This is a genomic window from Ferrimonas sp. SCSIO 43195, from assembly GCF_023716685.1.
Classification (GTDB): Bacteria; Pseudomonadota; Gammaproteobacteria; order Enterobacterales; family Shewanellaceae; genus Ferrimonas; species Ferrimonas kyonanensis.
In genome coordinates, this window is sequence record NZ_CP072679.1 from 1,236,510 (window position 1) to 1,262,772 (window position 26,263).

Here is a 26,263-nt window from a genome sequence, read left to right on the forward strand (position 1 = left end):
TAAATTGAAAATTCTTGTGACGGGTGGTGCTGGCTTTATTGGATCAGCAGTAATTAGATATATTATAAATCACACTAATGACTCTGTTATTAATGTTGATAAACTCACATATGCAGGTAATCTAGAGTCTTTAGCTTCGATTGATGATTCTGATCGTTACTATTTTGAACAAATTGATATTTGTGACCGTGAAAATTTAAAAAGAATAATTTTTGAAAAAAAGCCAGATGCAATCATGCACCTCGCGGCTGAAAGTCATGTAGACCGTTCTATTGATGGCCCTGCTGATTTTATTGAAACAAATATTATTGGCACTTACACTCTATTAGAAGTCTGTAAGGAATATTGGAATCAATTGGGAGAAATCGATAAAAACCAATTTAGATTTCACCATATTTCTACTGATGAAGTTTATGGTGATTTAGGTTTTTGTGATGGTTTATTTACTGAGGAAACTGCATATGATCCTAGCAGTCCTTACTCAGCGTCTAAAGCATCTTCAGATCATCTTGTAAAAGCATGGAAAAGAACATACGGTCTGCCTACTATAATTACTAATTGTTCGAATAATTACGGGCCCTATCATTTTCCTGAAAAATTGATCCCATTAATAATTTTAAATGCGATTGACGGGAAAGAACTTCCTGTTTACGGAGATGGAGGTCAAATTAGAGATTGGCTCTTTGTTGAGGATCATGCAAGCGCATTGTATCAAGTATTGACAAAAGGTAATGTGGGAGAGACCTATAACATCGGTGGACATAATGAGAAAAAAAATATCGATGTTGTAACAGCTATTTGTGACATTTTAGATGAGTTGGTTCCTAATAAACTTGATGGAATGAGTTCTTATAAAGAGCTAATCAAATTTGTTGAGGATAGACCAGGTCATGATCTTAGATATGCTATCGATGCCACTAAGATATCCAATGAACTAAATTGGCAACCTAGTGAGACTTTTGAAACTGGATTGAGAAAAACTGTTATTTGGTTCCTAAATAATGAGAGTTGGTGGAAAAGAATTTTGAACGGATCATATAATACAACTCGTTTAGGTAGGAACAGTTAATGAAAGGAATTATTCTGGCCGGCGGTTCTGGAACAAGACTTTACCCTATAACTAAAGGTGTATCTAAGCAATTGTTGCCTGTATATGACAAGCCGATGATATTTTATCCGCTTTCTGTTTTGATGTTAGCAGGCATAAGAGAAATATTATTAATAACCACAGAAGAAGATCAGGACGGTTTTAAACGATTACTAGGTAATGGTAGTGACTTTGGAATCAATTTGAAGTACAAAATTCAGAAAAGCCCAGATGGTTTGGCTCAAGCCTTTCTAATTGGCGAGGATTTTATTGGCGATGATGATGTATGTCTTATTTTAGGTGATAACATATTCTGGGGGCAAGGTTTTTCACCGAGGCTTATTGAGGCAGCTAAAAATAAGTCTGGAGCTACAATATTTGGATATAGAGTTCAAGATCCTGAGAGGTTCGGTGTCGTAGAGGTTGATAAGTTTAATCGAGCTGTTTCGTTAGAAGAAAAACCTGTAAAGCCCAAATCAGATCTGGCTGTTACTGGATTATACTTTTATGACAATAGTGTCGTTGAAATTGCGAAAAACGTAAAGCCTTCAGAACGTGGTGAGTTAGAAATTACTTGTGTAAATAGAGCATATCTTGAGAAAGGAGAACTCAAGGTTGAAATGCTTGGTAGAGGTTTTGCTTGGTTAGATAGCGGAACCCACGATAGCTTGCTTGAAGCCGCAAATTTTGTTGAAACTATTGAAAGGCGACAAGGGTACAAAATTGCCTGTCTTGAGGAAATTAGTTGGCGAAATGGTTGGTTGAGTGATGAAGAGGTTATGCGGCAAGCCCAATTAATGTCGAAGAATACATATGGTAGGTATTTGTCTGATTTAGTGAGGAATAAAAGTGAGTACATTTAATAAAATTCAGCTAAATAAGATAGGAGACCTTAGAGGAAATCTCGTAGCCATAGAGTCGAAAAATAGTATTCCCTTTGAATTTAAGAGGGCTTACTATATTTACTCTTTAGACGAAAAAACCCCAAGGGGTTTTCATGCGCACCGTGAGTTGAAACAGTTTGCAGTCTGTGTCAGTGGGCAGTGCAAAATCAAAATGGACAATGGGAAAGTAAAAGAGACAGTATTGTTGGATAATCCAGCAGAAGGATTGGTCATTGGTCCTTTTGAGTGGCATGAAATGTTTGACTTTAGTCATGATTGTGTATTGCTAGTTTTAGCTAGTGAGCACTATGATGAAAAAGACTATATTCGCTCTTATGATGAGTTTTTGGAGTTGATTAAATGATATGCCTAGCCGGTAATGGTTGGGGGGCTGTAGCTGCTCTAGAGTCATTACAAAAGGAATTTAATAGAATAGAAATATATTCAACTGATATTAATGTCTCGAAATTAATAAGGGACTGTGATGTAGCTATTAATGATCTCAATTGCGCTGAATCAGAATATGTGGTCTGTGCAGGTTATCAGAAAGTTGTTTCTGAGTATGAGTTGAAAAAGAAAAAATATATTAATATTCATTATTCTTTACTTCCAAAATACCGAGGGCTTCACTCGGTTGTTTGGGGGATTCTTAATGGTGAAGAAGATTTTGGTGTAACAGTTCATTTGATGGACAAGAATATTGATAATGGTCCGATCATCAAACAGTTTTCGTTCAGTGATAATACGAAGAATGCCAAGGAAGTGATGGAGTATTGCAATGCTATCGTACTAAATAATCTCGGTGGTGTTGTAAAATCATATATTAATGGTGAGATTGTAGAAACTGTTCAAAATTTTGAGGAAGCGACCTGGGTTCCAAGGCGAAATTTAGATGATTGCCTAATTGATTATAACGAAACAGTTCATGAAATCTCTCTATTATTTAGGGCGTTGGTTAGGCCGTATCCCCTTCCAATGATAGAGGTCGAGGGAAAGAGGTTCGAGGTCACTGATTATGAGTTAAAAAAAAGAACATATAAATGTACTATTGGACGCGTAGTAAACCTGGATGAAAATGGTGCTTGGATTAAGATAAAAGACGGCCTTCTAATAGTAAAACGTTTAGAAATTGACTGTAAGAAATTTAATCCTAACGACATATTGAAAATTGGGCAAAGATTAAAATGATTGAATTGGTTTCATTTTCAGAATCTCTAAATAAAGATTGGGATTTAGTTGTAAGCAAATCTAAAAATGGAAACTTTTTGCATTTGGTTGATTATTGGACTTATCACTATGATCGCTTTGAAGACCATTCTCTTATTATTTATATTAAAAATAAACCAGTTGCTGTCTTTCCCGCATGTAAGGTAGATAACACAATCGTCTCTCATCAGGGGTTAACATATTCAGGGTTGATATATGGTAATGATCTGAAAGTTGAAATGGTAGAAGACATTATGTCTTCTATAGTATCAAAGTATCGAGAGGAAGGTATAAATAGAATTCTATATAAAGCAATCCCTTATATATTTCATAAATATCCATCTCAAGAAGATTTATATGCCATCTATAAGCTTGGATTTAAATTATATAGGAGGGATGTTTCAACCGTTATTGATTTTAGAGAGGATCTTCCTAAGACAAGTAGTTTGAGAAAGAGGTCTGTTAAAAAGGCGATTAAAAGTGGCGTGACAATCGAAGAAAGTTCCGACTTCGAGGGCTATCATCTTTTATTAACTGAAGTTCTGTCTAAATTTAAGGCTAGCCCAGTTCATAGTGTCGATGAGTTAGAACTGCTTCACTCTAGATTTAAAGAAAAAATAAAGCTGTATGTAGCAAAACATGATGAAAAATTGGTCGCTGGAACGATTGTTTATGAATTGGGCGATGTTGCTCATACTCAATATTTAGCTTCAAGTGAACTGGGTCGAGAAGTTGGCGCATTAGATATGATTTTGATGCATCTAATTGAAAAAGTTTATTCCGATAGAAAATACTTTAGCTTCGGAATATCTACTGAAGATAATGGTATGTTTTTGAATAAAGGCCTAATTTCTCAAAAAGAGGGGTTCGGTGGTAGAGCTGTTTGTCACGATTTTTATGAATTGGTATTGCAAGATGGTTAAATTTTTAGATTTAAAAAGAATTAATAGTCAATATCGGGACGATTTACTTAATGCAGCAAGTAGAGTGATTGACTCTGGTTGGTACATTATGGGACAAGAGCTTAAGTCCTTCGAAAGCCGATTTGCTGAGTTTTGTGGGGCAAAAGAGGCTGTAGGTGTTGCTAATGGCCTAGATGCTTTAACACTTGTATTAAAAGCTTGGATTGAGATGGGAGTCGTGAAAAAGGGCGACGAAGTTATTGTTCCTGCGAATACTTATATTGCTTCTGTATTAGCGATATCTGAGAATGGTCTAGTGCCAGTCTTTGCAGAACCGAATAGCAAGACATATAATCTCGATATTAAGTCAATCGAGGCCGTGTATACAGAGAAGACGAAAGTTATTCTTCCTGTTCATCTTTATGGACAAATATCTCCGATGAAGGAGATTATGGCTTACGCAAATAGCAAAGGTCTAATGGTCTTAGAAGATTGCGCTCAATCGCATGGAGCAGAAATTGAAGGTAAGAGGTGTGGCTCATGGGGACATGCTTCAGCATTTAGTTTTTATCCAGGGAAAAATCTAGGAGCCCTGGGGGATGCTGGTGCAGTCGTTACGGATTCCAAAGAGCTAGCAAAAATAGTTAGAACCCTTGGAAACTATGGTTCAGAAGTCAAATATGTAAATAAGTATCAGGGAGTAAATAGCCGTTTAGACGAGATGCAGGCAGCATTTTTAAACGTAAAGTTAGATTATCTGAACAAAGAGTCTGATAAGCGCAGAAGAATCGCTAAAAAATACTTGATGCAGATAAAAAACAAAGCTATCGAACTGCCTTATGTTGATGATGAACTAGGGCATGTATGGCATCTCTTTGTTATTAGAGTTAAAGATAGGGAAGATTTTGCAAGCCATCTTAATAAGAACGGCATTCAAAACCTAATTCACTATCCTCTCCCTCCACACAGACAAGAAGCGTATAAAGACTACAACAATTTGAGCTTACCGTTAACTGACAAGATTCACGCTGAAGTGCTGTCTCTACCGCTAGACCCTACAATGGATAGTTTTGAAGTAGATAAAGTTATATCTGTAGTAAATAGCTATGTTTTAGATTCTAGTGAATAACTGAGAAATAGCCTGTGAGAATAAAATACTTCGTTTCTAGAGCTCTGTGCAAACTCTATTCTAGATTAAGGGTCATACTCTATCATTTACTTAGCGATGTTGGAATACCATTTAGATGTTGCGAGCAACCTGTTATTTTTAAAGGTGTTGGTAAAATAAAAGTTTCTGAGAATGTTAGTTTCGGGGTTGAATCAAGTCCGGAATTTTTTAGTAGTTATTCATATATAGAAGCAAGAGATAGTTCTAGTCGAGTTGTGATAGGAGAGAATTGTAAGTTTAATAACTCATTGTCTATTGTAGCATTTCAATCAAAAATTGAACTTGGGAGTGACTGTTTGGTCGGAAGATCGGTTGAACTAATTAGCTCTGATTTTCACGACCTTAACCCATCCAACAGGTTCTCTCCGAAAACTATAAAATCCAAAGACATTATAATCAAGAATAACGTTTTTATAGGGAATGGCGTGAGAATTTTAAAAGGAGTTACGATTGGGGAGAATTCTATAATATCGGCAGGTTCAGTTGTAACTAAAAGTTGCAAGGAGAACAGTATAATAGCTGGTAACCCAGCTAAACTCATTGGTACCTTATGAATATCTTTCGGACTTCAATTCTGTCGCTATTTGCCACCTTAATTAAAACTATTTCTCAGTTTTTAATAATGAAAATAGTAGCTGTTGTCGGAGGGCCGAGTGGTGTAGCTGCTTTTGCTAACATTCAGAACTATTTAACGATAGCGCAGACAACATCAGGCAATGCCTTACAAACTGGAATTACAAAATATACATCTTCAATAGATAGCTTAGATAAAGAACAAAGGGTTAGTTATTTTTCAGCGGCGATAAGAATTTCTGTAATTCTGTGGATCATAACATCATTGCTTTTTTACTTTTTTTTCTATTCTGGAATAGAGAGTTTCTTAGAATCTATAAGTTTTAACTCATATCCTTTTATATTGATTCTCTCGATTCCATTTTGCATTGTCAATACATTGTATATGGCCTATTTAAATGGCCTGAGGAAAATTAGAGAGTACATTTACCTAAATATTGGGCAGTCGATATCAACGTTAATATTAGTGTCATTAATGGGGTATGTGATGGGGATATATGGCGTCATCATGGCCATATTGACATTTAATATATTAATATTTTTTGTTATGCTCCTTGTATCACATCAGTTTAGGTGGTGTTTAACTCAGTCCTTTTTAAGATTCCATGTCGAAACTGGGAAGTACAATGAGTTGCTTCGGTTCTCTTTAATCACGGTAACAACAATATTGGTCACAAATTTATCTCTTGTGACCGTTAGAGGCATTGTTTCTGACGAGTTTTCTTCTAATGTTGCTGGTATATGGCAAGGAGTTTGGTCGTTATCTCAAGTGGCACTATCATTTTTGACTCTTTCATTATCAACTTATCTACTACCCGCCTTATCAGCTGCTAAAAATAGGAAACAGGTTAGCACAGAATTAAAAAAGGCTATATGGATAGTATTGCCAATTGCCATCCTATCTTCTTTGGTATTATATGTGCTAAAAGACTATGTGATATTAATTTTGTATACCCCAGAATTTTTGCCAATAGGCGAAATGTTACCTTGGCAACTTGCTGGTAATACGATAAAGTCTGTTTCTTGGTTATTTGGATATATATTAGTAGCAAAAGCAATGGTGAAACTGGTAATTTTTACTGAATTAATTATGGCCGTATCACTTATTGGGTTTACATATTGCTTTTCGGTTTTAGGGAATGAAAACTCAGCAGTTATATCATACTTTATAACCAGCGTAATTCATTTGGGTATGATGTTATACATTTTCTTAAAGAGGTTAAATATTGAAAAATGACATTACCGTCATCATTCCTGTTTACAATGGTGAGAAATACGTAGAAGAAACTATAGTTTCTGTATTAAATCAAGACTTCTCAGGCGAATTACAAATACTGATTGTAGATGATTCATCAACAGATTCTTCTAGGGAGATAGTTGAAAGAGTAGCCAAAAAGTCAAATGCTATAAAAATTATTTCTAGAAAAAAAAATTTAGGATTGATGGCCTCAAATCAAGATGCTCTGAAATCAGTCTGCTCAGAGTATGTTCTTTTCCTTGGTCAAGATGATTTATTGCCAAAGGATCATGTGCGGCTTTTAATTGAAGACTTTAGCAATGATATAGTAGCCGTGTGGTGTAATTCTGTCATAATTGATAGTAAAGGGAATAGTAAAAACACTGCATTGAGTGATTGGAAGCAGATTATAAAGTCACCATTTAATAATCAACTCATTTGTTTGAATAATTTTATTTCAAGTCCAGGAATGATTTGTAAGACTAGTGTAATGAAGGATTGCGGTGGCTGGAATAGTAATTATCGTAACTTTGGCGAGTGGTCTTTATGGATAAGGATGTTATCGCTAGGAAAATTTAGATATAGTTTGAAATCCAAAGCTTTATATAGAAGACATGAAGATAATTTGTCTTCATTTGTTGATATGGATGAATTACCACGAGATGTCTCTAATTTTTATGAACACTGCAAAATTGAAGCTGAAAAATTGCATTGCAATAATTTTCTAAATCGCTTCGCTGTACGGTTATTAAAATCTTTATTGGGTCGATAAATGCTACCTTATTTAAAAAATGTTGTAAAAAAAGCCACTTTCACTCATTCTAATTTTGTTGCAAAACAAGAGAATTCAATAAAGTTATTTTGGTGGAAAGAAAGGCATAATATTGGTGATGCTCTTAATTTTGACATCGTCAATGCTATAACCGAAGGTGCTGATATTGAATGGGTTCCGCATAACTACAAAGGCGATTATATCACATGTGTTGGTTCGGTAGCTCAGTTAGCCAATACTGGAACGACCATTTGGGGTAGTGGTTTGATTAGTAAGGATGCTGTTCCATTTAGAAAGCCAAAGAAAGTATGTGCAGTTCGAGGTCCGTTAACAAGAAATAGGCTTCAATCTCTGGGAATTGATACTCCTAAGGTCTTTGGAGATCCAGCATTATTATTGCCTCGTTTTTTTACTAATATTAGTGAGAACAAAAGATATAAATTAGGTGTTATTCCGCACTTTGTTGATAAAAATAATTTGTTTTTTAAAAGAGAACTTCCTGATTGGATTAAAGTTATTGATGTTGAAACTAAAGATGTTCAAGCTTTTATAAATGAATTGTGTGAATGCGAGTATATAGTTTCTAGTTCATTACATGGGATTATCTTGGCCGATGCCTATAATGTACCATCTTGTAGAATTTCCTTTTCTGATAAGGTTACCGGTGGAGATTTTAAATTCGCGGACTACGCGATGAGTGTAGGAAGGAAAGAATTTAGAGCAGTTGGTGTAGATTCTGATCACTCACTAAAAAGTCTATTGAGCTTAAATTTCGAATTAGGTGTGTTTGCAGGATCTAGTAATCTATTGGAGGCAAAACCCTTTGGTTAATCAACCTTTAGTTAGTGTCTTGATTCCGGTATTCAACTGTGAATCGTTTATTGAAGAAGCTGTTTTAAGTGTATTGAACCAGTCATACTCAAATGTAGAGATATTAGTTTGTGACGATGGATCAGTTGATGACAGCTATCAGATTTTAAAAAGCTTGAGTCAGCAAAATTCAAGAATCACTCTTTATAAAAATTCTGAGAATTTAGGTAAAGTAGAAACTATTAGGAACTTGATATCTATCTCCAACGGAGATTTTATTGCATTTCTAGATTCAGATGATTCATGGGAAGTCGAAAAGCTAAAAATTCAAGTCGATTTTTTGGCTTCCAATGATGACTATGTGTTCATTTCGACTAGTTGCAATAGGATTGATGAATCTGGGAGAGTTATTGGTTTCGATTTAATAGAATCATCCAATGACGATATCGTTGACTCGATATTAAATGGGAACGGGATGAGTGTTTGTTGTAGTTCCACTTTAGTTCGCACCGATGCTGCAAAGTCTATTGGTGGTTTTAACCCGTATTTTCATGATTGTAATGGAGAGGATCTTGATTTTATAGCCAGATTACTGAGTGTTGGTAAGGGGGTATCAATAAAAGATAATTTGTATAATTATCGATTTCGATCTGGGTCTTTAACCAGAAGGGTGTTCTTTACTGTACGTCAGAGGCATAGCCATCAAATCATTGCTTTTTTGTTCTCCCAAAGATTATTAAACGAAGGACGCGACTCTATAAATTCAGATTTACCTGGTTTAGAAGATAAAATTAGAGAGCTTAGTATTCCTTATGAGCGAGATAGAGGGTTAATGAGCAGAAAAGTTGCTATTGATTATGCAATTATAGGAGAGTACAAGAATTCATTAAAATATTTAATTAATGGATTAGACATAAATAGAATTGGTTCTTGTATTAAAACCACTGTTATGGTTTCTATAATTATCACTTTTCCTAGATCATTTCTTTTGAAGTTGAAGAATTTCTTCGGCATGACTGGAATGTCTAGCAAAGTTTAAATTGACTTTATATTTGGTTCATATTAATGTTAGTCAAGTCAAAAAACAGAGTTGACTACGGCCTTCAAAGAGTCATTGTAATACTCTTTTTGTTGGTTTTGTCATTTACATCATTTTTTACATACTTAGAATATAATCCGTTACCTTCAAAGGCAATATTCGAGGTTGTTTTTTTATTTGTTATATTGATTAGTTTCAATAGAATCAATAAGAGTGCTTTGATTTATGCCTCTTTAAGCTTATTATACCTATTGTACGCTGTATATATTTTTGAGTTTAAAGAAGATGTTGCTAGTTTAAAGGATTATTTTATCGCCTTTAAACCTTTTGTGTATATTCTTATATTATCAATGGCAATAGGGAAGAGAGTATTCAGTCAGTCAGATATAAGACGAGCATTCTATTTTCTTTGTTTTGTTTTTTTAGTTAAGTATATTTTTTGGTTGATAATTGGCAATACTACCCGGCCCGGAGTGTTTACTGAAAATAATTTTGAATTGATGCTGCCTATGATGCTTTTTGTTTCTTTATTGGACAATAAGAAACGAGTGGGATTGTTTAGAATTTTTCTATTAGGAACAATATGCCTGCTAAGTGGCTCTAGGTCTGGATTGATTGTATTTTTGGTAGTGATGTATTTTACTAATTTTGGATATGAACGAATTGAAAAATATCTGAAAGTAATATTGCTATCTATATTTGTACCCGCGATTATGGGATTGTTCATTTATAGATTAGGTTCTATGAGTATAGAAGAGATTGATAGGGTTGTATTTTTATCAGTTTTCGTTTCTGAAATTTCAAGTTGGAATTTTGTTGAATTTTTATTTGGAAACCCCATTCTAACAAATTTATCGATCGAAGGAGCAAATAGGCTTTCATATTACTATTTGTTGTTTAGTGATCCCGAACAGAGTATTGCATATTCTGTAGTCTTTCACTCCTTTATTCTAAGGATGATATTTGACCATGGACTTATGGGATTAATATTTGTTTTGTTTTTTGTCTTTAATTCTCTTAGTAAATCTGGCTATTCTATAAATACAATATTATCAATAATATGTATTATGCTTTTGAATGGGCTTTCGGTATCTTCTTTTAGCAGTGTTTTTTTCTTTATGGGCATGGTTATTTTGCTAATGCAAGATAGAGGGTTGACTCACCGCGCGAATAGCTAACTTTTAGTGGAGATTTTGCAGACGATATTTTTGTTGTTAATTTGCTCTCGCTCAAACTAGAGTAAAAGTTCAATAGTAATTGTTTTGCGAATTTTTTGATAAATCTATTTTTTATGAAATTAATATTTGAATGCCATGGAAATTACTAATAAATTAGTTGGGGAACACAGTGTCAGTGCTAAAGATATTGTGTGCTGGATGCTAGATGGTCGTAAAGTGATATCTTTTATTAATCCTGTAAATTATATTTCATTGAGAAAGAACAATGAGACGATGTCCAAGGTTGACTATTATTTTTGTGATGGGATGCTTGCTTCTAGTTGGTTTTCGTTTCTAACAGGGAAAAAACTAAATCGATTTAGTTTTGATTTCACGTCTTTAGCCGGTCCGTTTTTTGAACAATGTGCGGCGAGTGGGAAAAAAATATATATCGTTGGAGCACGCACTGAGGAAATAGAAAATTTCACAAATTTAATTGAAAGTATTTACCCTAAAGTGAATATTGTTGGGTATAGAGATGGTTATATTCAAAGTGAAAGTTATAGCAGTGTATGCTCTGATATTTCTAGATTATCACCTGATGTAGTTTTAGTTGGTATGGGTTGTCCTCGTCAAGAACAGTTTGCTTTAGTTGCTAGTAAGTGTATATCTTCAGCAACAACTTTCGTTACTTGTGGTGGCTTTATTCATCAAACTCAACATTCACAGAATTATTATCCTGATATCATTAATAGGCTTCACCTTAGAATGCCTTATCGATTCATTAAAGAAAAACATACTAGAAATAGATTGCCAGCATATCCAAAATTTATATTTTCAACTATTTATGATTTTAAGGTAAAGTAATGAACGTAGTTATTATTACACAGGATGATCCATTTTACTTGGCTGAAAATCTGGATTACTTATTTAATAATTTACCTAACGGTGTAAACGTAACTGGATGTGTAGTTAGTAGTGTTTCGCCTTTTGGTAAAAAAGAAAGTTTTTTAAAAAAAGCTAAAAAGTCCTTAGAAATATTCGGCTGGAATTTTTTTGTTAGATATTCGTTACGTTTTCTCCGTAGCAAATTTGATAAGTCTCGTTCTGTAAGAGAAGTTTTATCTCGACATAACGTTGATGAGATTTTTTTACAGGGTTCGATTAATTCCGATAAATCTTTAAGGGCAATAGAAGGCGCAAAACCCGACTTGCTTATTTCTATTGCAGGAAATGAGATTTTCAGAAAACCGCTTATAGATTTGGCACCACATGGTTGTTTGAATCTTCATACTGCTTTGTTACCTAAATATCGTGGGTTAATGCCTAGCTTCTGGGTTTTGAAAAACAATGAAACCCACACCGGTGTGTCAGTATTTTTTGTAGATGAAGGTATTGATAGTGGCCCAATTCACGTTCAAAAGAAGATCGAGATTGGAGATATGTCGCAGTCTGCTCTTATTGAATACAGCAAAAGGCTCGGTATGGAAGCAATAATCGAATCCGTATCAAGAATCATTGACGGAGACATGAATACAATGCCTAACCCAAAAGAAAATGGTTCATATTATAAATTTCCTAATAGAGATGACGTAAATACCTTTTTGGCGATTGGGAAGAAATTTTTCTAATGAAAATTATTACCTTTGATATTGAGGATTGGTTTCATATCTTAGATAACTCATCAACACAAAGCGTTGATTCTTGGTCTGGTTTTGAATCTAGACTCGAAGAGGGTGTTGACCGGATTATCGGACTTCTTTCCGAAAAGAACCAAAAAGCAACTTTTTTTTGTCTAGGTTGGGTTGCAGAAAATTACCCAGGTGTAATTAGGAAGATTTCCAATTCAGGTCATGAAATTGGAAGTCACTCTTATGCTCATCAATTGGCCTATCAACAGGATAGAAAACAGTTTGGATATGATCTTAAGAAGTCTATAGAGTTACTGGAAGACGCGGTAGGTAAAAAGGTAATTTCTTATCGAGCTCCAGGATTTTCTATTACTGAATCAAACTTATGGGCTTTTGAAGCTCTCGCTGAAAATGGGATAGAGATAGATAGTTCAGTCTTTCCAGCAAAGCGAGCTCATGGAGGTCTTTCAAGTGTGAATTTGGATAGGCCCTTCCTAATTGAAAGCAATGGATATAAACTTAAAGAGTTTCCGATAAATACCAGACAAATCTTAGGTAAGCAGTTTATTTATTCTGGTGGAGGTTATTTTAGGTTGTTCCCAAAGTTCTATTTGGAAAGGGCATTTTCATCCGACAGTTATGTAATGACTTATTTTCATCCGAGAGACTTCGATTCTAACCAGCCAGTCTTGTCAGGTCTAAATGCAATACGCAGATTTAAGAGTTATGTTGGTATTTCTGGTGCGTTTGGAAAATTATCAAAAATAATGGATGAAAATGAATTCGTATCCCTTGGTGAAGCTGCAAAGATGGTGGATTGGGAAACGGTTCAAGAGCTTTCATTTTAGTTCCCTAGGTATTTATGAAAATATTAACTCCTATTCTTCCTGTATCATCAGGTGTGTACAAATGCGCTGTGGGTTTTTTAAGTCTTATTTTTAGTGGCCAAGCTTTTTCTTCCTCGGCATTTATTTCACTTCAGGATGACTATTTGAATGGGAGAATAGAACAACTCGTAGTCATCTCTGATATTCCCACTTTAAAGAGGCCATACAATGTTAAGCAAGTAAGGCATTACCTTGAGCTTATTAGAGAGAAAGTTCCAGGGCTGTACTATGAGATTAATAATGAACTATTGCCATACGAAGAAAGTGGTGTCGTTCAAAGGGCTGAAATATCTGTGGCAGCAGCCGCAGATCCCGATCATAAACAGATATTACCGAACAGTAGAGGCGAGACGGCTTCTTCTCTTTATCGAGTATCAGCCTCAGCGCAGTATATGTACTCAGATTGGTTGGTTGCTTCTGCAGGTGGACTAGCTTTTGATGGTGAAGATGGTGCTGATGACCTTTTGCCTGTTGATTCTTACATTGCTATCGGCTGGGATAGCTTCCAAGTGGATTTTGGTTATCGAGAGCATTGGTTGTCGCCGTTCTCTGATTCTGCAATGTTGATGTCCACAAATGGGCGCCCTTCTTTTTCGGTGGGGATCAGTAACCCTGTAGCGTTTGAGAACTTGTGGAACCTGCATTATGAAGTATCAGTTACCCGTCTAGAGGAACATGACACGATTTTGTATGGAGATGAAGTCGAGTCTGGTCGCCCTGCCATTTTGATGACCCATTTGAGTATTGAGCCTGTTAAAGGCTGGACTATTGGAGCAAACCGAACTATGCAGTTTGGTGGTGGATCTCGTGAGGTGAGCTTAAGCTCGATTTGGGATGCGTTTTGGGACCCAGTATCAAACGATAATAATGCATCAGATGGGTTTGATGACTGCGAGTCTGAACAGAAAAACTTGTGTGAGTTTGGAAACCAACAAGCGTCGATTACTACTCGCTTGAATTTTCAAGGTGATACGCCTTTCTCTATTTATGGTGAATATGCCGGCGAGGATACCGCAAGTCATTCTAATTGGCGACTGGGTAATATCGCTGTCTCGGGTGGACTTAGCATTCCGTTTCTTCCAGAGTATTTTTTAGGTAGAGACTGGTCGTTCACCTATGAATTCACTCAATGGCAGAATGCTTGGTATAACCATTATATTTATAAAAATGGTTACACCAATGATAGTGTCGGCATGGGGCATTGGTTCGCTAATAATCGTGATGATCAAGATGGTGTTCCGGGTACTGCTAACATGGTAAAACTTGGTTGGCAGCGCGGGTATAGAGATAGGTATGAATTTGTCTATCGCCAGATGAAAAATGATAACAATAACTCGGCGCAAACATATACAACAGCCAGAGAGTTGGATATCCGTTATTTTGGTCGCTGGAATGATCAAGACTGGGGTTACCGGGTTTATGGTGGTCAAACAGTCTATGACGACAATTTTATTCGTGGTGAAATCAGCTTAGGGTGGTAATGATGAAAGCTTTATTTCTAGTGGTGGCTTTGATTGCATCGCCTTTAGCTATGGCAGACTGGGCATTTCAGGCTGGTCTGGGAGGTACTTACCTCTATCAGGATAATGCCGATACAGGTACAGATAGCAGTGTTCGCCCTAATTTGCAGTTTGGGGTGTTTAAACCAGTTTCTGATACCTGGAGCATGGGTACGGCTATAGAGTATGTGCCGGATGACATTATGGGTTCAGGCGCAACGGGCAACCTAATGATGTGGCGTGTTGCAGAGTTTGGTTATCAGTTTGCAGAAAAGTGGGCCATTAGCTTTTATGGCGGTGCGGCTAGATACGACCGTGAAGAGCCTGGTTGGGGGTATGGGTTAGGCGGTGGTGTGCTGTGGTTGTTAGGTGATCGCTGGGCCTTGTCTGGTGAGCTAAATTGGACCAGCACTGACATTTCCTTCGAAAATGATGGTGTTACAGCGTCTGGTAAGAAGGATGATTTCATCTGGAGCTCTTTGGTGCTCAAGGTTCGGTTTTAAGAGGAGGTGTTATGCAGTTGTTTGAGTTTTCCTCGTGCTCGGGTTTGCCTGAAGAAGTTGGTAAGTGCATTCGCCATGTGTTGTCTTTGGATGAGATTCCGGGAGGTTTATTTGAGGTACCGGGTTCGGCCATTAAGGCTATTGGGATTCGGTATGTCACTAAGGAGTCATCGGTACCTGTGCTTGCCGAAAACCATCAACGGGTAGTGGATGTGCATGTGGTGGTTGAAGGCAGTGATGGGGTTGCGGTTGTTGCCGGAGGGGATGTAACCCCTAGTGGTGACTACTGCGATAAAGACGACTACCAGTTGTTTGATGTTAGCGGTGAGCTTGAGCTGCAAGAGCTGATTGCCGGGCATGTGGCTGTTTTTGAAACTGGTGAGATTCATGTTACCGGTCGGGCTGTTGGTGAGCCTGGCGATGTTGTTAAGGTGGTATTGAAGGTTCCTGCTGAGCTGTTTGAGGAGTAGGGTGAAGGCTAAGAGCTAAGAGCTAAGGGCTAAAGCCAAAGACACTGGGTACCCGCGTTCGCGGGCACGACGGTGAGTTGGTTAGAGAGCTGAGGTTGCCGGGTAGTGTTTGCGTTACCTGAGACTGAGGTTAAAGGCCTGGGTACGTCGGTCAAGATCGAAGGTGCTGGATTCTTGCGTTCGCTAGAATGACGAAAGGCTAAGGACTAAGGTCAAGAGCCTTTAGGTCAAAAGCTAAAGACGCTGGGTACCCGCGTTCGCGGGCACGACGGTGGGTTGGTTAGAGTTCTCTGGTTTCCGGGTAGTGTTTGCGTTACCCGGGGCTGAGGTTCAAGGCAAAGACGCTGGATTCTCGCGTTCGCTAGAATGACGAGGGGCGGGAAGGCGCTGGGTACCCGCGTTCGCGGGCACGACGGTAGGTTGGTTGGATAGCTGAGGTTGCCGGGTAGTGTTTGCGTTACCTGAGACTGAGGTTAAAGGTAAAGACGCTGGATTCTCGCGTTCGCGAGAATGACGAAGGGGGGGGACGGCGGTCAAAAGCTAAAGCTCGACAGACATGGTGTCGTGGGTATGTCAGTGATTAATGTTAGTATGTAGTTTCTTTCTTATTTGGTCGCTGTGCACAGGTGTGTGGAGTGACATTTTTGTATTTAGGTCGTGCAGGGTGCAGACCGGGTTTTAACGGATAGAATTTTTATGTCTCGAAAGTACTTTGGTACCGACGGTGTGCGTGGCTTGGTTGGTAAGGCCCCGATTACACCCGGGTTTGCAATGAAACTGGGCTGGGCCGCTGGCAAGGCTTTAGCCAACCAGGGCAATAGTCGGGTGCTGATTGGTAAAGACACCCGCATCTCCGGTTACATGCTCGAGTCGGCCATGGAGGCGGGCTTTGTCGCTGCCGGTATCGATGTCGCTTTTCTTGGGCCAATGCCTACGCCAGCGGTGGCTTACCTAACCCGTACCTTCCGTGGCGAAGCCGGTGTGGTGATTAGCGCCTCCCATAACCCCTACCATGATAATGGCATCAAGTTTTTCTCCGCGGACGGTACCAAACTCAGCGACGAGGTGGAGCTGGAGATCGAGTCCTGGTTGGACAAAGAGATGGACTGCGTACCGTCTGAACAACTGGGACGCGCTACTCGGGTCAGCGATGCTGCCGGTCGTTACATCGAATACTGCAAGGCGACGTTCAGCCGCGAATACAGTCTCCAAGGGTTGCGCATCGTGCTGGATTGCGCCCATGGCGCCACCTATCACGTGGCGCCGCCGGTCTTTACTGAGCTGGGTGCCGAGGTTATCACCATTGGTAACGAGCCCAACGGCACTAACATTAACGCTCAATGCGGTGCCACTCACCTCGATGCGCTACAGAAAAAGGTCGTTGAAGTGCGTGCTGATTTCGGTATCGCCTTCGATGGCGCGATCGGGTGATGATGGTCGACGGTGACGGTACCAAGCTTGATGGCGACATCATTCTGTTCATCCTGGCTAAACACTGGCAGAAAAAAGGCATCCAGTTTGGTGGTGTGGCCGGCACTCTGATGGCCAACATGGGCCTGGAGCTGGCTCTGAAAGAGCGCGGCATTGAGTTTGCTCGCTCCAAAGTTGGCGATCGCTATGTGGTCGAACTGCTGAAACAAAAAGGCTGGACACTGGGTGGTGAAAATTCAGGCCACATTTTGTCTCTGGATCACTCCTCCACTGGTGATGGTATTGTCGCGGCGCTGCAGGTATTGCAGGTGCTTGCAGAAACCGGCCAAACCTTGGAACAGGCCCGATCTGGCATGACCATGCTGCCCCAGGTACTGATCAATGTGCGCTTCTCCGGCAATACTACGCCACTGGAGGCGGAGTCGGTAAAACAGGCGGTCTCTAATGTCGAGCACGAACTGGCCGGTCGTGGCCGGGTACTGTTGCGTAAGTCTGGCACCGAACCGTTAATTCGGGTGATGGTGGAAGGCGAAGATGAGGCTCTGGTTCGAGCGTTGGCCCAAACCATTGCCGATGAAGTCGCTCGGGTTGATTCTGCAGCCTAATTCAGTGTGGCAGCAATGTGGCTGTCACTCACCGAACTCTACAGACCCTTAGGACGTCAAGGTTGCTGTTTTTTGAATTGTTATACCCCTATTACTTGCCTCAGTATTTGCCGGTTGCCAAGGAGTGGCAAGCTCGGGGCGGTGAGGTTCGTTTTGTCTGCCACTACATCGACCCGGAGTTGATGCCCGGTTACCGGCAGACTTTGGCTGCAACTGGTATCGAGGTGTTTTGGGTAAATGGTGCCGAAGAGGTGGAGGCCTTGTGCCATCAGCATCAGCCAGACTGGTTTATCTTTGGCAATACTCAGCAACATTTCTCCGCCATACCGGATGCTACCAAAGTGGCCTTAATGCAACATGGTATTGGTCCCAAGGCTTGCTATTTCGATATGCCCAAGGGGCGGGTCGATGTTCGCTTTGTCGAGGGAGAGCATCGACTGCGTCAGCTACAGGCACGCTATCCTAAACACCGATTTGTGGATACCGGCTACGCCAAACTGGATTCTATCGTTAACGCCGATAACGGCGAAAGCTTGACACAAACTTTGGGGTTGGATGCTGCCAAGCCTACATTGTTGTATGCGCCGACGTTTTTTCCTAGCAGCATCGAAGCGCTGCCGTTGGACTTTCCACAGTACCTATCGGCATACAATCTGATCATCAAGCCGCATTACTTTTCGCTAACTAAAAAGCGTTACCGTAACCAGAGCAAAAGGCTGCACGATTGGGCCAAATCCCCCAATGTGCACCTGGTGCCGGTGGCGGATCAGGACATTACTACCTACATGTCGGTGGCGGATCTGCTGGTCAGCGATGCATCATCCACTCTTTTGGAGTTTGCCGCACTGGATAAACCAGTGATATGGTGCGACTTTTATCATCTGCGCTGGACCTACCGGGGGCCGTTGAAGTTTCGCTTGAAGCAGAGAATGGCGCCGGAGTTGAACCAGTACAAGCCGTTGGCGACCGTGGTAGAACGCCCTGGGGAACTGGCTGACGCCATCGCGCATCAGCTTGCAAACCCCAGCCAGTTACGGGATGTTAGACATAGCCTGACTTCACAGTTAGTGGGCAGGGTCGATGGGCAATGCAGTCACAGGGTCGTGGACTGTCTGTTGAGTTAAAGTGGATTATGAGAATTATTACTTTTGGGACCTTCGACATGTTTCATGTTGGCCATCTGCGTCTGCTTGAACGAGCAAGGCGAGCGGGTGGTCATCTAACCGTTGGTGTGTCTTCAGACCAACTGAACTTCACCAAGAAGGGCCGTAATCCTATCTGCAGTGAAGTTGACCGTTGTCGCATCATTAAGGCGCTGGCCTGTGTTGATGAGGTATTTATTGAAGAGTCCCTCGAGCTTAAGCGTGAGTACATCAGGCGTTATCAGGCCGATGCTCTAGTGATGGGCGATGATTGGCAGGGTAAGTTCGACGATCTTGCCGACTTGTGCCAGGTTATTTATCTCCCTAGAACCCCTTCCATTTCGACCACCGCTCTCATCGAAGTGGTCCAGTCGATGCCAAATGTCAGTACCTCCGTTGCCTGATTACATTGGGCTATAGTCTATGTGGCCTGTTGTACTGAATTCTGTGTGAAAATAATGTGGAATGAATTGAATGTCTAAAGTGGTATTGGTCACCGGCGGTGCCGGTTACATCGGCAGTCATACCCTGGTAGAGCTGCTGAACCAAGATAAAAACGTAGTGGTGGTGGATAACCTCAGCAACAGTTGTGAAGAGTCGCTGCGTAGGGTAGAGCGGATCACTGGCAAAAGTGTGACCTTTTATCAGGGCGACATTCTGGACTCGTCCCTGCTGGAGCAAGTGTTTGCCTGCCACGATATCGGTTCAGTGGTGCACTTTGCCGGTTTGAAGGCGGTGGGTGAATCCGTCGCCCAGCCGGTTCGCTACTACCAGAACAACGTTACTGGTACCCTCAGTTTGTGTGAGGCCATGGCCAAAGCCGGCGTATTCAATCTGGTGTTCTCCTCGTCGGCAACCGTCTATGGTGACCCGGCCACCCTGCCGATCCGCGAAGATTTCCCGGTGGGCGGTACCACCAATCCCTATGGCACCAGTAAGTACATGGTTGAGCGGGTACTGCAGGATCTTCACGTGTCCGATAGCCGCTGGAACATTGCCCTGTTGCGTTACTTTAACCCGGTCGGGGCCCATGAAAGTGGTTTGATTGGAGAAGACCCCAACGGCATTCCCAATAACCTGATGCCCTTTATCAGCCAGGTGGCGGTGGGTAAACGTGAGCATCTGTCGGTGTTTGGCAATGATTACGATACCGTCGATGGCACCGGTGTACGTGACTACATCCACGTGGTGGATCTGGCCATCGGCCACCTCAAGGCGTTGGATAAACTCGAAACCGAGCCGGGAGTGGTGATCTACAATTTGGGTACCGGAACCGGCTACAGCGTGCTCGAGATGGTGTCGGCCTTTGAAAAAGGCAGCGGCCAGCCAGTGCCACACCAACTGGTAGCTCGGCGTCCTGGTGACATTGCCGCCTGTTATGCCGACCCAGCCAAGGCCCAGGCTGAGCTTGGATGGACTGCCAAGCGTGGTGTCGATGCCATGACCGCCGATACCTGGCGCTGGCAATCGAATAACCCCAATGGCTATAAGTAACCCCTCTTTAGCGGTTGTTTTTGGGTAAAGATCTCATTTTAGTGGCTGGCGCATTGTTAAGATGGCCGGCCTTTGTTTTGTTGTGAGTGGCGATTGGCTTGCTCGCAATTTATTGAAAGTGTTGGATTAAAGTAGATGAAAATTGCGATTGCAGGAACCGGTTACGTCGGTCTGTCCAATGCTATGTTGCTGGCCCAGCATCATGAAGTGGTCGCCTTGGACATTATTGCCGACAAGGTAGCCATGTTGAATAACAAGCAGTCTCCCATCGTCGATGCCGAGATTGAAGATTTTCTGGCCAACAAATCTCTGAACTTTACCGCCACCATGGACAAACAGGCGGCATATTCCGGTGCCGAGTACGTGGTTATTGCCACACCGACCGATTACGACCCGCAGACGAATTACTTTAATACCAGCTCTGTCGAGGCGGTGATTCAGGATGTGATGGCCATTAACCCGACTGCGGTGATGATCATCAAGTCCACAGTGCCTGTGGGCTACACCAAATCCGTGAAAGAGAAGTTTGGTTGCGACAGCATCATCTTTTCGCCGGAATTCTTACGTGAAGGTAAGGCGCTGTACGATAATCTGTATCCGTCTCGAATCATCGTTGGCGAGCGCTCCGAGCGTGCCGAAGTGTTTGCTAGTTTGTTGGTACAAGGTGCGATTAAGCAAGACATTGAGGTGTTGTTTACCGATTGCACCGAGGCTGAAGCGGTCAAGCTGTTTTCGAACACTTACCTGGCACTGCGAGTGGCCTACTTCAACGAGCTGGACTCCTACGCCGAGACTCATGGCTTAAACAGCCGCCAAATTATCGAGGGTGTGTGCTTAGACCCTCGTATTGGTGATCACTACAATAACCCCAGCTTTGGCTATGGCGGTTATTGCTTGCCAAAAGATACCAAGCAGTTGCGTGCCAACTATCAGGATGTGCCCAATAACATTATTGGTGCCATCGTTGATGCCAACCGCACCCGCAAAGATTTTGTTGCCGATGCCATTATCGCTCGTAAGCCGAAAGTTGTCGGTGTTCACCGCTTGATCATGAAAGCCGGCTCCGATAACTTCCGCGCCTCCTCCATTCAGGGCGTGATGAAGCGCATCAAAGCCAAGGGTATCGAAGTGGTGGTGTACGAGCCAGTATTGCAAGAGGTCGAGTTCTTTAACTCCCGTGTGATCAACGATCTGGAGGAGTTTAAGGCGGTGTCTGATGTGATTGTGGCCAACCGTCTCACTGACGACATTAAAGACGTAGAAGCCAAAGTGTATACCCGCGACTTGTTTGGCAGTGACTAAATCGGTAGCAAAAGCAAAGCCTGGCTTGTATTAGCTCAACGGCAGCAAAGGTTCTGCTGCCGTGAGTGGCACGATCTATTTTTTTGAGTATTACTATGATTTCTAAAGTTGTAATCCCCGTTGCCGGCTTGGGCACTCGTATGCTGCCAGCCACCAAAGCCATCCCCAAAGAGATGCTGCCTTTGGTGGACAAACCGCTGATTCAGTACATCGTAAATGAGTGCGTCGAGGCCGGTTTTAAAGAGATCGTGCTGGTGACCCACGCCTCTAAGAATGCCATTGAGAACCACTTTGACACCTCGTTCGAGCTGGAAGCGACGCTGGAGAAGCGAGTAAAGCGGCAGTTGCTGGAAGCCGTTCAGGCCATCTGCCCGAAAGACGTGACCATCATGCACGTGCGTCAGGGTGAAGCTAAAGGTCTGGGTCATGCCATTCAGTGCGCTAAGCCGTTGGTGGGTGACAACCCTTTTGCGGTGGTGCTGCCAGACGTGATTTTGGATGAGTACACTGCAAATCAGCAGACTGAAAATCTGGCTGCCATGAAACAGCGCTTCATTGACACCCGTCGCAGCCAGATTATGGTCGAGGCGGTGCCGGTGGAAGATGTTTCTAAGTACGGAATCGCCGATTGCGATGCGTCCGGCTTGCGTCCCGGCGAGAGTGTGGTGATGAAAGGGGTGGTTGAAAAGCCAGCCGTTGAAGTCGCACCTTCCAACATGGCCGTAGTGGGCCGTTATGTATTGCCAGCCAGCATTTGGCCACTGTTGGCGAAGACGCCTCCTGGAGCAGGTGATGAGATTCAGTTAACTGATGCTATCGCCATGCTGATGGAATCGGAAAGCGTGGAAGCGTTTCAGATGTCCGGTAAGTCCCACGACTGTGGTGATAAGCTGGGCTACATGAAAGCCAATGTCGAGTACGCGCTGCGTCACTCAGGCTTGAAAGATCAGTTCAAAGAGTACCTGAAATCAGTCGACCTGGGTTGATTGAGTTCCTTACTTTAAAAAACGCGGCCTTGGCCGCGTTTTTTGATCCTGCAATGTCGTGCCCGCGCACGCGGGTACCCAGTGTCTTTTGCCCTTTGTCATTCTTGCGCAGGCGAGAATCCAGCGTCTTTTTGTCATCTAAACCAAAGCCACTGGGCCCTCGCATTCGCAAGGGCGACAGTGCTAGTTGGATGGGTTTGCAGTTAATCTGCTCTACCGTGGCTACGGCAGAGCTCGGCTTTGGTCGTCACCACTTAACCTCCAACCATCCTTCCGTCTCTCTCGCTATCTCAGTACGTTAATTATTACTCCGTCGTGCCCGCGCACGCGGGTACCCAGCGTCCTTTTTTATCCTCTCAACCAAAGCCACTGGGCCCTCGCGTCCGCAAGGGCGACGGGGTGGAGTATGTCGTGCCCGCGCATGCGGGTACCCAGCGTCTTTTTGTATCCTCTAAACCAAAGCCACTGGCCCCTCGCGTTCGCAAGGGCGACACGAGCGAGGTGTGGTGGGGTAAGTTGAACTGTGGTCGCCAGAAGGGCTGGTGCCATACTAATCATCCCTCCGTCTCTCTCGCTACCTCAGTACGTTAATCATTACTCTGTCGTGCCCGCGCACGCGGGTACCCAGCGTCTTTTACCTTTTGTCATTCTTGCGCAGGCGAGAATCCAGCGTCTTTTTGTCATCTAAACCAAAGCCACTGGACCCTCGCATTCGCAAGGGCGACGGTGCTAGTTGGATGGTTTTGCGGTAAGCCTGCTCTCCAATGACTACGGCAGAGCTCAGCACCGGTCGTTCCCACTTAACCTTCAACCATCCCTCCGTCGTGCCCGCGCAAGCGGGTACCCAGCGTCTTTTTGTATCCTCTAAATCAAAGCCACTGGGCCCTCGCGTTCGCAAGGGCGACGGTGCTAGTTGGATGGGTTTGCAGTTAATCTGCTCTACCGTGGCTACGGCAGAGCTCGGCATTGGTGGTTACCACTGAACCTCCAACCATCCTTCCGTCTCTCTCGCTAGCTCTGTACGTTAATCATTACTCCGTCGTGCCAACCGGTTTTTCAGTGCCGCAGAGGTGGCTGTTCACACCCTCTGCGGCGTTTAGGATTGTGTACTACAGATTGGTGCTGTTGTCTTTTTGAGCGACCTGAGGCGTGCTTGGGTTAGCTCGTTGGCGAACAATGGACATACAGTTGTCGATAAAATTACTGATCTGGCTCTGGGGAATATTGGGTGCTCCGAGGTTTTTATTGCCGCCGTCAAATGCATCAAATGACGCAATAACGCTGCTGGTGCAAGCAACCAGCACTTCATCCAGTAGCACACTCTCTGCCAGATCCTTTACGACCAGTGCCACTTGATCAGAAGAAGAGGTGCCCGCCGTGGTGGACTGTTGTCCTAATGCCTGGGCGTAGGTATTGGTGGCCATCGACATGGCGCCATTGAGACTATCAAAGACCTTTTGGTGATCCTGGTAATTGACGGTTTGCACGGTCAGGTTTGATTTGGCCGTGACCAGCTTCGTTTTTTGAGCGCTGTATTTGTCGCAGTTCGCTTGGGTGTCGGTGGTGGGGGTGGTACATACTGTATCAGCATCGCCTGTAATGGCCTTGGCTATTTCATCCAGTGCGGCTTGCTCGGTTGCAACCGTAGTCTCTGCGGCCGCTTTGTCCTTAAGGGCTTGGTCTTTATTGGCTTTTGCATCGGCAATTTTATCGCTGAGATTGAGAGTGGCGTTGGCTGCAATGGCGATTTGAGAGCGAGGCTGGCTGGTGGTCAGTTGCTCAATAGCGATGAGGGCCACCATTGAGCGTTGATATTTGCTGAGCATGGCAAAATACTGAGACTCGTCGATGGCACCCGATGCGTAGGCTTCACAGAGCCGAAAACCGGCATCCCTTAGCAGCTGAATGGATTGCGAGCGAATGCCGATAGTGGCGCCATTCTCGCTGTTGACTGATTTAAAGGCGGCAGTAACTTCCTCAACCACATCAACATTGGCTTCGACGGCCGAGCTGTATACCGAGAACACATCGGGGCTGGGCTCGGTGCAGGTAATGGATTGGCCACTGCTAGACTGGCCGGAAATAAGAAAGCGTTGCTTGGCATCGACACTGATAACCTGCTGGGTGTCGCTGAGTGTGTCGACTTCGTGGATGGTTGAGCTGCATCCGGTTATGCCGGTTAGGGTAAGGGTGCCAAGTAGCAATGATTGGTTCAGTATGCGCATAGTTCAGCTCCTTTGAACGTGCATGGTGATATTGAATTGCGAAGCCAATAAACATAGTGCCTGTTGCCGCTGAAATACAAGTTGAGATCGTATTGGGAGCCGAAAGGCTATCATTAGGCTTGTTGTCGAGATCAAGATTGCTCGCTACCTCAATGGGCAAATCATCCCTCCGTCGTGCCCGCGCAGGCGTGAACCCAGCGTCTTTCGCCCTTCGTCATTCTTGCGAATGTGAGAATCCAGCGTCTTACACCCTTTGTCATTCTTGCGAACGCGAGAATCCAGCGTCTTTCGCCCTTAGTCATTGTTGCGAACGCGAGAATCCAGCGTCTTTCGCCCTTTGTCATTCTTGCGAACGCGAGAATCCAGCGTCTTTTTAGGAAATCAATTCCAAAGCCACTGGGCCCTCGCGTTCGCAAGGGCGACACGAGCGAGGTGGGGTGGGTTAAGCCGAGCTGTGGTCGCCAGAAGGGCTGGTGCCATACTAATTGCCCCTCCGTCTCTCTCGTTACCTCAGTACGTTAATCACTGCTCCGTCGTGCCCGCGAACGCGGGTACCCAGCGTCTTTCGCCCTTCGTCATTCTTGCGAACGCGAGAATCCAGCGTCTGTTATTGTTAAGAAACCCCAAAGCCACTGGGCCCTCGCGTTCGCAAGGGCGACACGAGCGAGGTGGGGTGGGTTAAGTTGAACTGTGGTCGCCAGAAGGGCTGGTGCCATACTAATTGCCCCTCCGTCTCTCTCGTTACCTCAGTACGTTAATCACTGCTCCGTCGTGCCCGCGAATGCGGGTATCCAGTGTCTTTCGTTCTTAGTCATTGTTGCGAGCGCGAGAATCCAGCGTCTGTTCTTGTTAAGAAAACCCAAAGCCACTGGGCCCTCGTGTTCGCAAGGGCGACTTGGTGGAGTGTGTCGTGTCCGCGCATGTGGGTACCCAGCGTCTTTCGCCCTTCGTCATTCTTGCGAACGCGAGAATCCAGCGTCTGTTCTTGTTAAGAAAACCCAAAGTCACTGGGCCCTCGCGTTCGCAAGGGCGACGGTGCGAATGGGATGGGCTTGTGGTCAATCATCGCTCTAAAGTGGCCAATAGAGAGCGGTAATGCGGCAGCCAATCGTACTTTAACCACCCCTTCGTCGTGCCCGCGAATGCGGGTACCCAGCGTCTTTTTACCCTCTAAGTCAAAGTCACTGGGCCCTCGCGTTCGTAAGGGCGACGGGGTGGAGTGTGTCGTGTCCGCGCATGCAGGTACCCAGCGT

Annotated in this window: 24 protein-coding genes and 1 pseudogene; 24 read left to right on the top strand and 1 reads right to left on the bottom strand. The window is 43.1% G+C overall.

Features of this window, described 5'->3' with window-relative positions; translation table 11 throughout:
• Positions 1-4: 4 nt before the first annotated feature.
• The 24 genes and pseudogenes from rfbB (at position 5) to galU (ending at position 22,785) form a co-directional block, all read left to right on the top strand.
• A complete protein-coding gene (gene rfbB, locus J8Z22_RS06050) occupies positions 5-1,069 on the top strand; it encodes a dTDP-glucose 4,6-dehydratase (RefSeq protein ID WP_252009418.1) in 1,065 nt (354 codons plus the stop codon).
• The gene (gene rfbA / locus J8Z22_RS06055) at positions 1,069-1,950 is read left to right on the top strand and encodes a glucose-1-phosphate thymidylyltransferase RfbA (protein ID WP_252009421.1); all 882 of its coding nucleotides are present in this window, start codon (positions 1,069-1,071) and stop codon (positions 1,948-1,950) included. The genes rfbB and rfbA overlap by 1 nt, the downstream gene beginning before the upstream one ends.
• On the top strand, positions 1,937-2,335 hold the full coding sequence (locus J8Z22_RS06060; RefSeq protein WP_252009425.1) for an FdtA/QdtA family cupin domain-containing protein: 399 nt from the start codon (positions 1,937-1,939) through the stop codon (positions 2,333-2,335). Before rfbA ends, J8Z22_RS06060 begins: the two co-directional genes overlap by 14 nt.
• Entirely contained in the window at positions 2,332-3,159 is an 828-nt protein-coding gene (locus J8Z22_RS06065) for a methionyl-tRNA formyltransferase (protein WP_252009427.1), read from the top strand. Before J8Z22_RS06060 ends, J8Z22_RS06065 begins: the two co-directional genes overlap by 4 nt.
• Positions 3,156-4,100 carry a GNAT family N-acetyltransferase gene (locus tag J8Z22_RS06070; protein ID WP_252009429.1) on the top strand — a complete coding sequence of 315 codons (945 nt, stop codon included), beginning with the start codon at positions 3,156-3,158 and terminating at the stop codon, positions 4,098-4,100. The genes J8Z22_RS06065 and J8Z22_RS06070 overlap by 4 nt, the downstream gene beginning before the upstream one ends.
• On the top strand, positions 4,048-5,208 hold the full coding sequence (locus tag J8Z22_RS06075) for a DegT/DnrJ/EryC1/StrS family aminotransferase (RefSeq protein ID WP_371878104.1): 1,161 nt from the start codon (positions 4,048-4,050) through the stop codon (positions 5,206-5,208). Before J8Z22_RS06070 ends, J8Z22_RS06075 begins: the two co-directional genes overlap by 53 nt.
• 14 nt (positions 5,209-5,222) lie before the next feature.
• Positions 5,223-5,801: an acyltransferase gene (locus tag J8Z22_RS06080; RefSeq protein ID WP_252009432.1), complete on the top strand. Its 579-nt coding sequence runs from the start codon at positions 5,223-5,225 to the stop codon at positions 5,799-5,801.
• 68 nt (positions 5,802-5,869) lie between these two features.
• Complete coding sequence (locus J8Z22_RS06085; protein ID WP_252009435.1) at positions 5,870-7,057, top strand: O-antigen translocase; 1,188 nt, start codon at positions 5,870-5,872, stop codon at positions 7,055-7,057.
• Complete coding sequence (locus J8Z22_RS06090; protein WP_252009437.1) at positions 7,047-7,829, top strand: glycosyltransferase family 2 protein; 783 nt, start codon at positions 7,047-7,049, stop codon at positions 7,827-7,829. Before J8Z22_RS06085 ends, J8Z22_RS06090 begins: the two co-directional genes overlap by 11 nt.
• Positions 7,830-8,660, top strand: a complete 831-nt coding sequence (locus J8Z22_RS06095) for a polysaccharide pyruvyl transferase family protein (protein WP_252009440.1) — start codon at positions 7,830-7,832, stop codon at positions 8,658-8,660.
• Positions 8,653-9,678 (top strand): glycosyltransferase, encoded by a 1,026-nt coding sequence (locus tag J8Z22_RS06100; protein ID WP_252009443.1) that lies wholly within the window; start codon positions 8,653-8,655, stop codon positions 9,676-9,678. The genes J8Z22_RS06095 and J8Z22_RS06100 overlap by 8 nt, the downstream gene beginning before the upstream one ends.
• 218 nt (positions 9,679-9,896) lie before the next feature.
• Entirely contained in the window at positions 9,897-10,856 is a 960-nt protein-coding gene (locus J8Z22_RS06105) for a hypothetical protein (RefSeq protein ID WP_252009447.1), read from the top strand.
• A gap of 135 nt (positions 10,857-10,991) precedes the next feature.
• A complete protein-coding gene (locus tag J8Z22_RS06110; protein ID WP_252009449.1) occupies positions 10,992-11,702 on the top strand; it encodes a WecB/TagA/CpsF family glycosyltransferase in 711 nt (236 codons plus the stop codon).
• Complete coding sequence (locus tag J8Z22_RS06115) at positions 11,702-12,466, top strand: methionyl-tRNA formyltransferase (RefSeq protein WP_252009452.1); 765 nt, start codon at positions 11,702-11,704, stop codon at positions 12,464-12,466. Before J8Z22_RS06110 ends, J8Z22_RS06115 begins: the two co-directional genes overlap by 1 nt.
• On the top strand, positions 12,466-13,314 hold the full coding sequence (locus J8Z22_RS06120; protein ID WP_252009454.1) for a polysaccharide deacetylase family protein: 849 nt from the start codon (positions 12,466-12,468) through the stop codon (positions 13,312-13,314). The genes J8Z22_RS06115 and J8Z22_RS06120 overlap by 1 nt, the downstream gene beginning before the upstream one ends.
• A 14-nt stretch (positions 13,315-13,328) precedes the next feature.
• Positions 13,329-14,834 carry a capsule assembly Wzi family protein gene (locus J8Z22_RS06125; protein ID WP_252009457.1) on the top strand — a complete coding sequence of 502 codons (1,506 nt, stop codon included), beginning with the start codon at positions 13,329-13,331 and terminating at the stop codon, positions 14,832-14,834.
• Positions 14,834-15,355, top strand: coding sequence for a hypothetical protein (locus J8Z22_RS06130; protein ID WP_252009461.1), 522 nt, complete (start codon positions 14,834-14,836; stop codon positions 15,353-15,355). Before J8Z22_RS06125 ends, J8Z22_RS06130 begins: the two co-directional genes overlap by 1 nt.
• Positions 15,356-15,366: 11 nt before the next feature.
• Positions 15,367-15,825, top strand: a complete 459-nt coding sequence (locus J8Z22_RS06135; RefSeq protein ID WP_252009465.1) for a YhcH/YjgK/YiaL family protein — start codon at positions 15,367-15,369, stop codon at positions 15,823-15,825.
• Positions 15,826-16,521: 696 nt separating this feature from the next.
• A pseudogene (glmM, locus tag J8Z22_RS06140) lies at positions 16,522-17,861 on the top strand (phosphoglucosamine mutase).
• A gap of 62 nt (positions 17,862-17,923) precedes the next feature.
• On the top strand, positions 17,924-18,985 hold the full coding sequence (locus J8Z22_RS06145) for a CDP-glycerol glycerophosphotransferase family protein (RefSeq protein ID WP_252009468.1): 1,062 nt from the start codon (positions 17,924-17,926) through the stop codon (positions 18,983-18,985).
• Between the two features lie 5 nt (positions 18,986-18,990).
• Entirely contained in the window at positions 18,991-19,407 is a 417-nt protein-coding gene (locus tag J8Z22_RS06150) for an adenylyltransferase/cytidyltransferase family protein (protein WP_252010454.1), read from the top strand.
• A 70-nt stretch (positions 19,408-19,477) separates the two neighbouring features.
• Positions 19,478-20,497 (top strand): UDP-glucose 4-epimerase GalE, encoded by a 1,020-nt coding sequence (gene galE, locus J8Z22_RS06155; protein ID WP_252009470.1) that lies wholly within the window; start codon positions 19,478-19,480, stop codon positions 20,495-20,497.
• A gap of 135 nt (positions 20,498-20,632) precedes the next feature.
• Positions 20,633-21,799, top strand: a complete 1,167-nt coding sequence (locus tag J8Z22_RS06160) for a nucleotide sugar dehydrogenase (RefSeq protein ID WP_252009487.1) — start codon at positions 20,633-20,635, stop codon at positions 21,797-21,799.
• A 95-nt stretch (positions 21,800-21,894) separates the two neighbouring features.
• Positions 21,895-22,785 (top strand): UTP--glucose-1-phosphate uridylyltransferase GalU, encoded by an 891-nt coding sequence (galU, locus tag J8Z22_RS06165; protein ID WP_305881814.1) that lies wholly within the window; start codon positions 21,895-21,897, stop codon positions 22,783-22,785.
• 1,109 nt (positions 22,786-23,894) lie between these two features.
• Here galU and J8Z22_RS06170 read toward each other — a convergent pair.
• Entirely contained in the window at positions 23,895-25,010 is a 1,116-nt protein-coding gene (locus J8Z22_RS06170) for a hypothetical protein (protein WP_252009490.1), read from the bottom strand.
• Between the last annotated feature and the right edge of the window lie 1,253 nt (positions 25,011-26,263).

Bases quoted from the DNA above. Each gene is read 5' to 3' on its own strand.
- J8Z22_RS06095 (WP_252009440.1), top strand. From the start codon at position 7,830: ATGCTACCTTATTTAAAAAATGTTGTAAAAAAAGCCACTTTCACTCAT.
- galE (WP_252009470.1), top strand. From the start codon at position 19,478: ATGTCTAAAGTGGTATTGGTCACCGGCGGTGCCGGTTACATCGGCAGT.
- J8Z22_RS06130 (WP_252009461.1), top strand. From the start codon at position 14,834: ATGATGAAAGCTTTATTTCTAGTGGTGGCTTTGATTGCATCGCCTTTA.
- J8Z22_RS06115 (WP_252009452.1), top strand. From the start codon at position 11,702: ATGAACGTAGTTATTATTACACAGGATGATCCATTTTACTTGGCTGAA.
- J8Z22_RS06135 (WP_252009465.1), top strand. From the start codon at position 15,367: ATGCAGTTGTTTGAGTTTTCCTCGTGCTCGGGTTTGCCTGAAGAAGTT.
- J8Z22_RS06125 (WP_252009457.1), top strand. From the start codon at position 13,329: ATGAAAATATTAACTCCTATTCTTCCTGTATCATCAGGTGTGTACAAA.
- J8Z22_RS06085 (WP_252009435.1), top strand. From the start codon at position 5,870: ATGAAAATAGTAGCTGTTGTCGGAGGGCCGAGTGGTGTAGCTGCTTTT.
- galU (WP_305881814.1), top strand. From the start codon at position 21,895: ATGATTTCTAAAGTTGTAATCCCCGTTGCCGGCTTGGGCACTCGTATG.
- J8Z22_RS06110 (WP_252009449.1), top strand. From the start codon at position 10,992: ATGGAAATTACTAATAAATTAGTTGGGGAACACAGTGTCAGTGCTAAA.
- J8Z22_RS06070 (WP_252009429.1), top strand. From the start codon at position 3,156: ATGATTGAATTGGTTTCATTTTCAGAATCTCTAAATAAAGATTGGGAT.
- J8Z22_RS06170 (WP_252009490.1), bottom strand. From the start codon at position 25,010: ATGCGCATACTGAACCAATCATTGCTACTTGGCACCCTTACCCTAACC.
- rfbA (WP_252009421.1), top strand. From the start codon at position 1,069: ATGAAAGGAATTATTCTGGCCGGCGGTTCTGGAACAAGACTTTACCCT.
- J8Z22_RS06120 (WP_252009454.1), top strand. From the start codon at position 12,466: ATGAAAATTATTACCTTTGATATTGAGGATTGGTTTCATATCTTAGAT.
- J8Z22_RS06160 (WP_252009487.1), top strand. From the start codon at position 20,633: ATGAAAATTGCGATTGCAGGAACCGGTTACGTCGGTCTGTCCAATGCT.
- J8Z22_RS06065 (WP_252009427.1), top strand. From the start codon at position 2,332: ATGATATGCCTAGCCGGTAATGGTTGGGGGGCTGTAGCTGCTCTAGAG.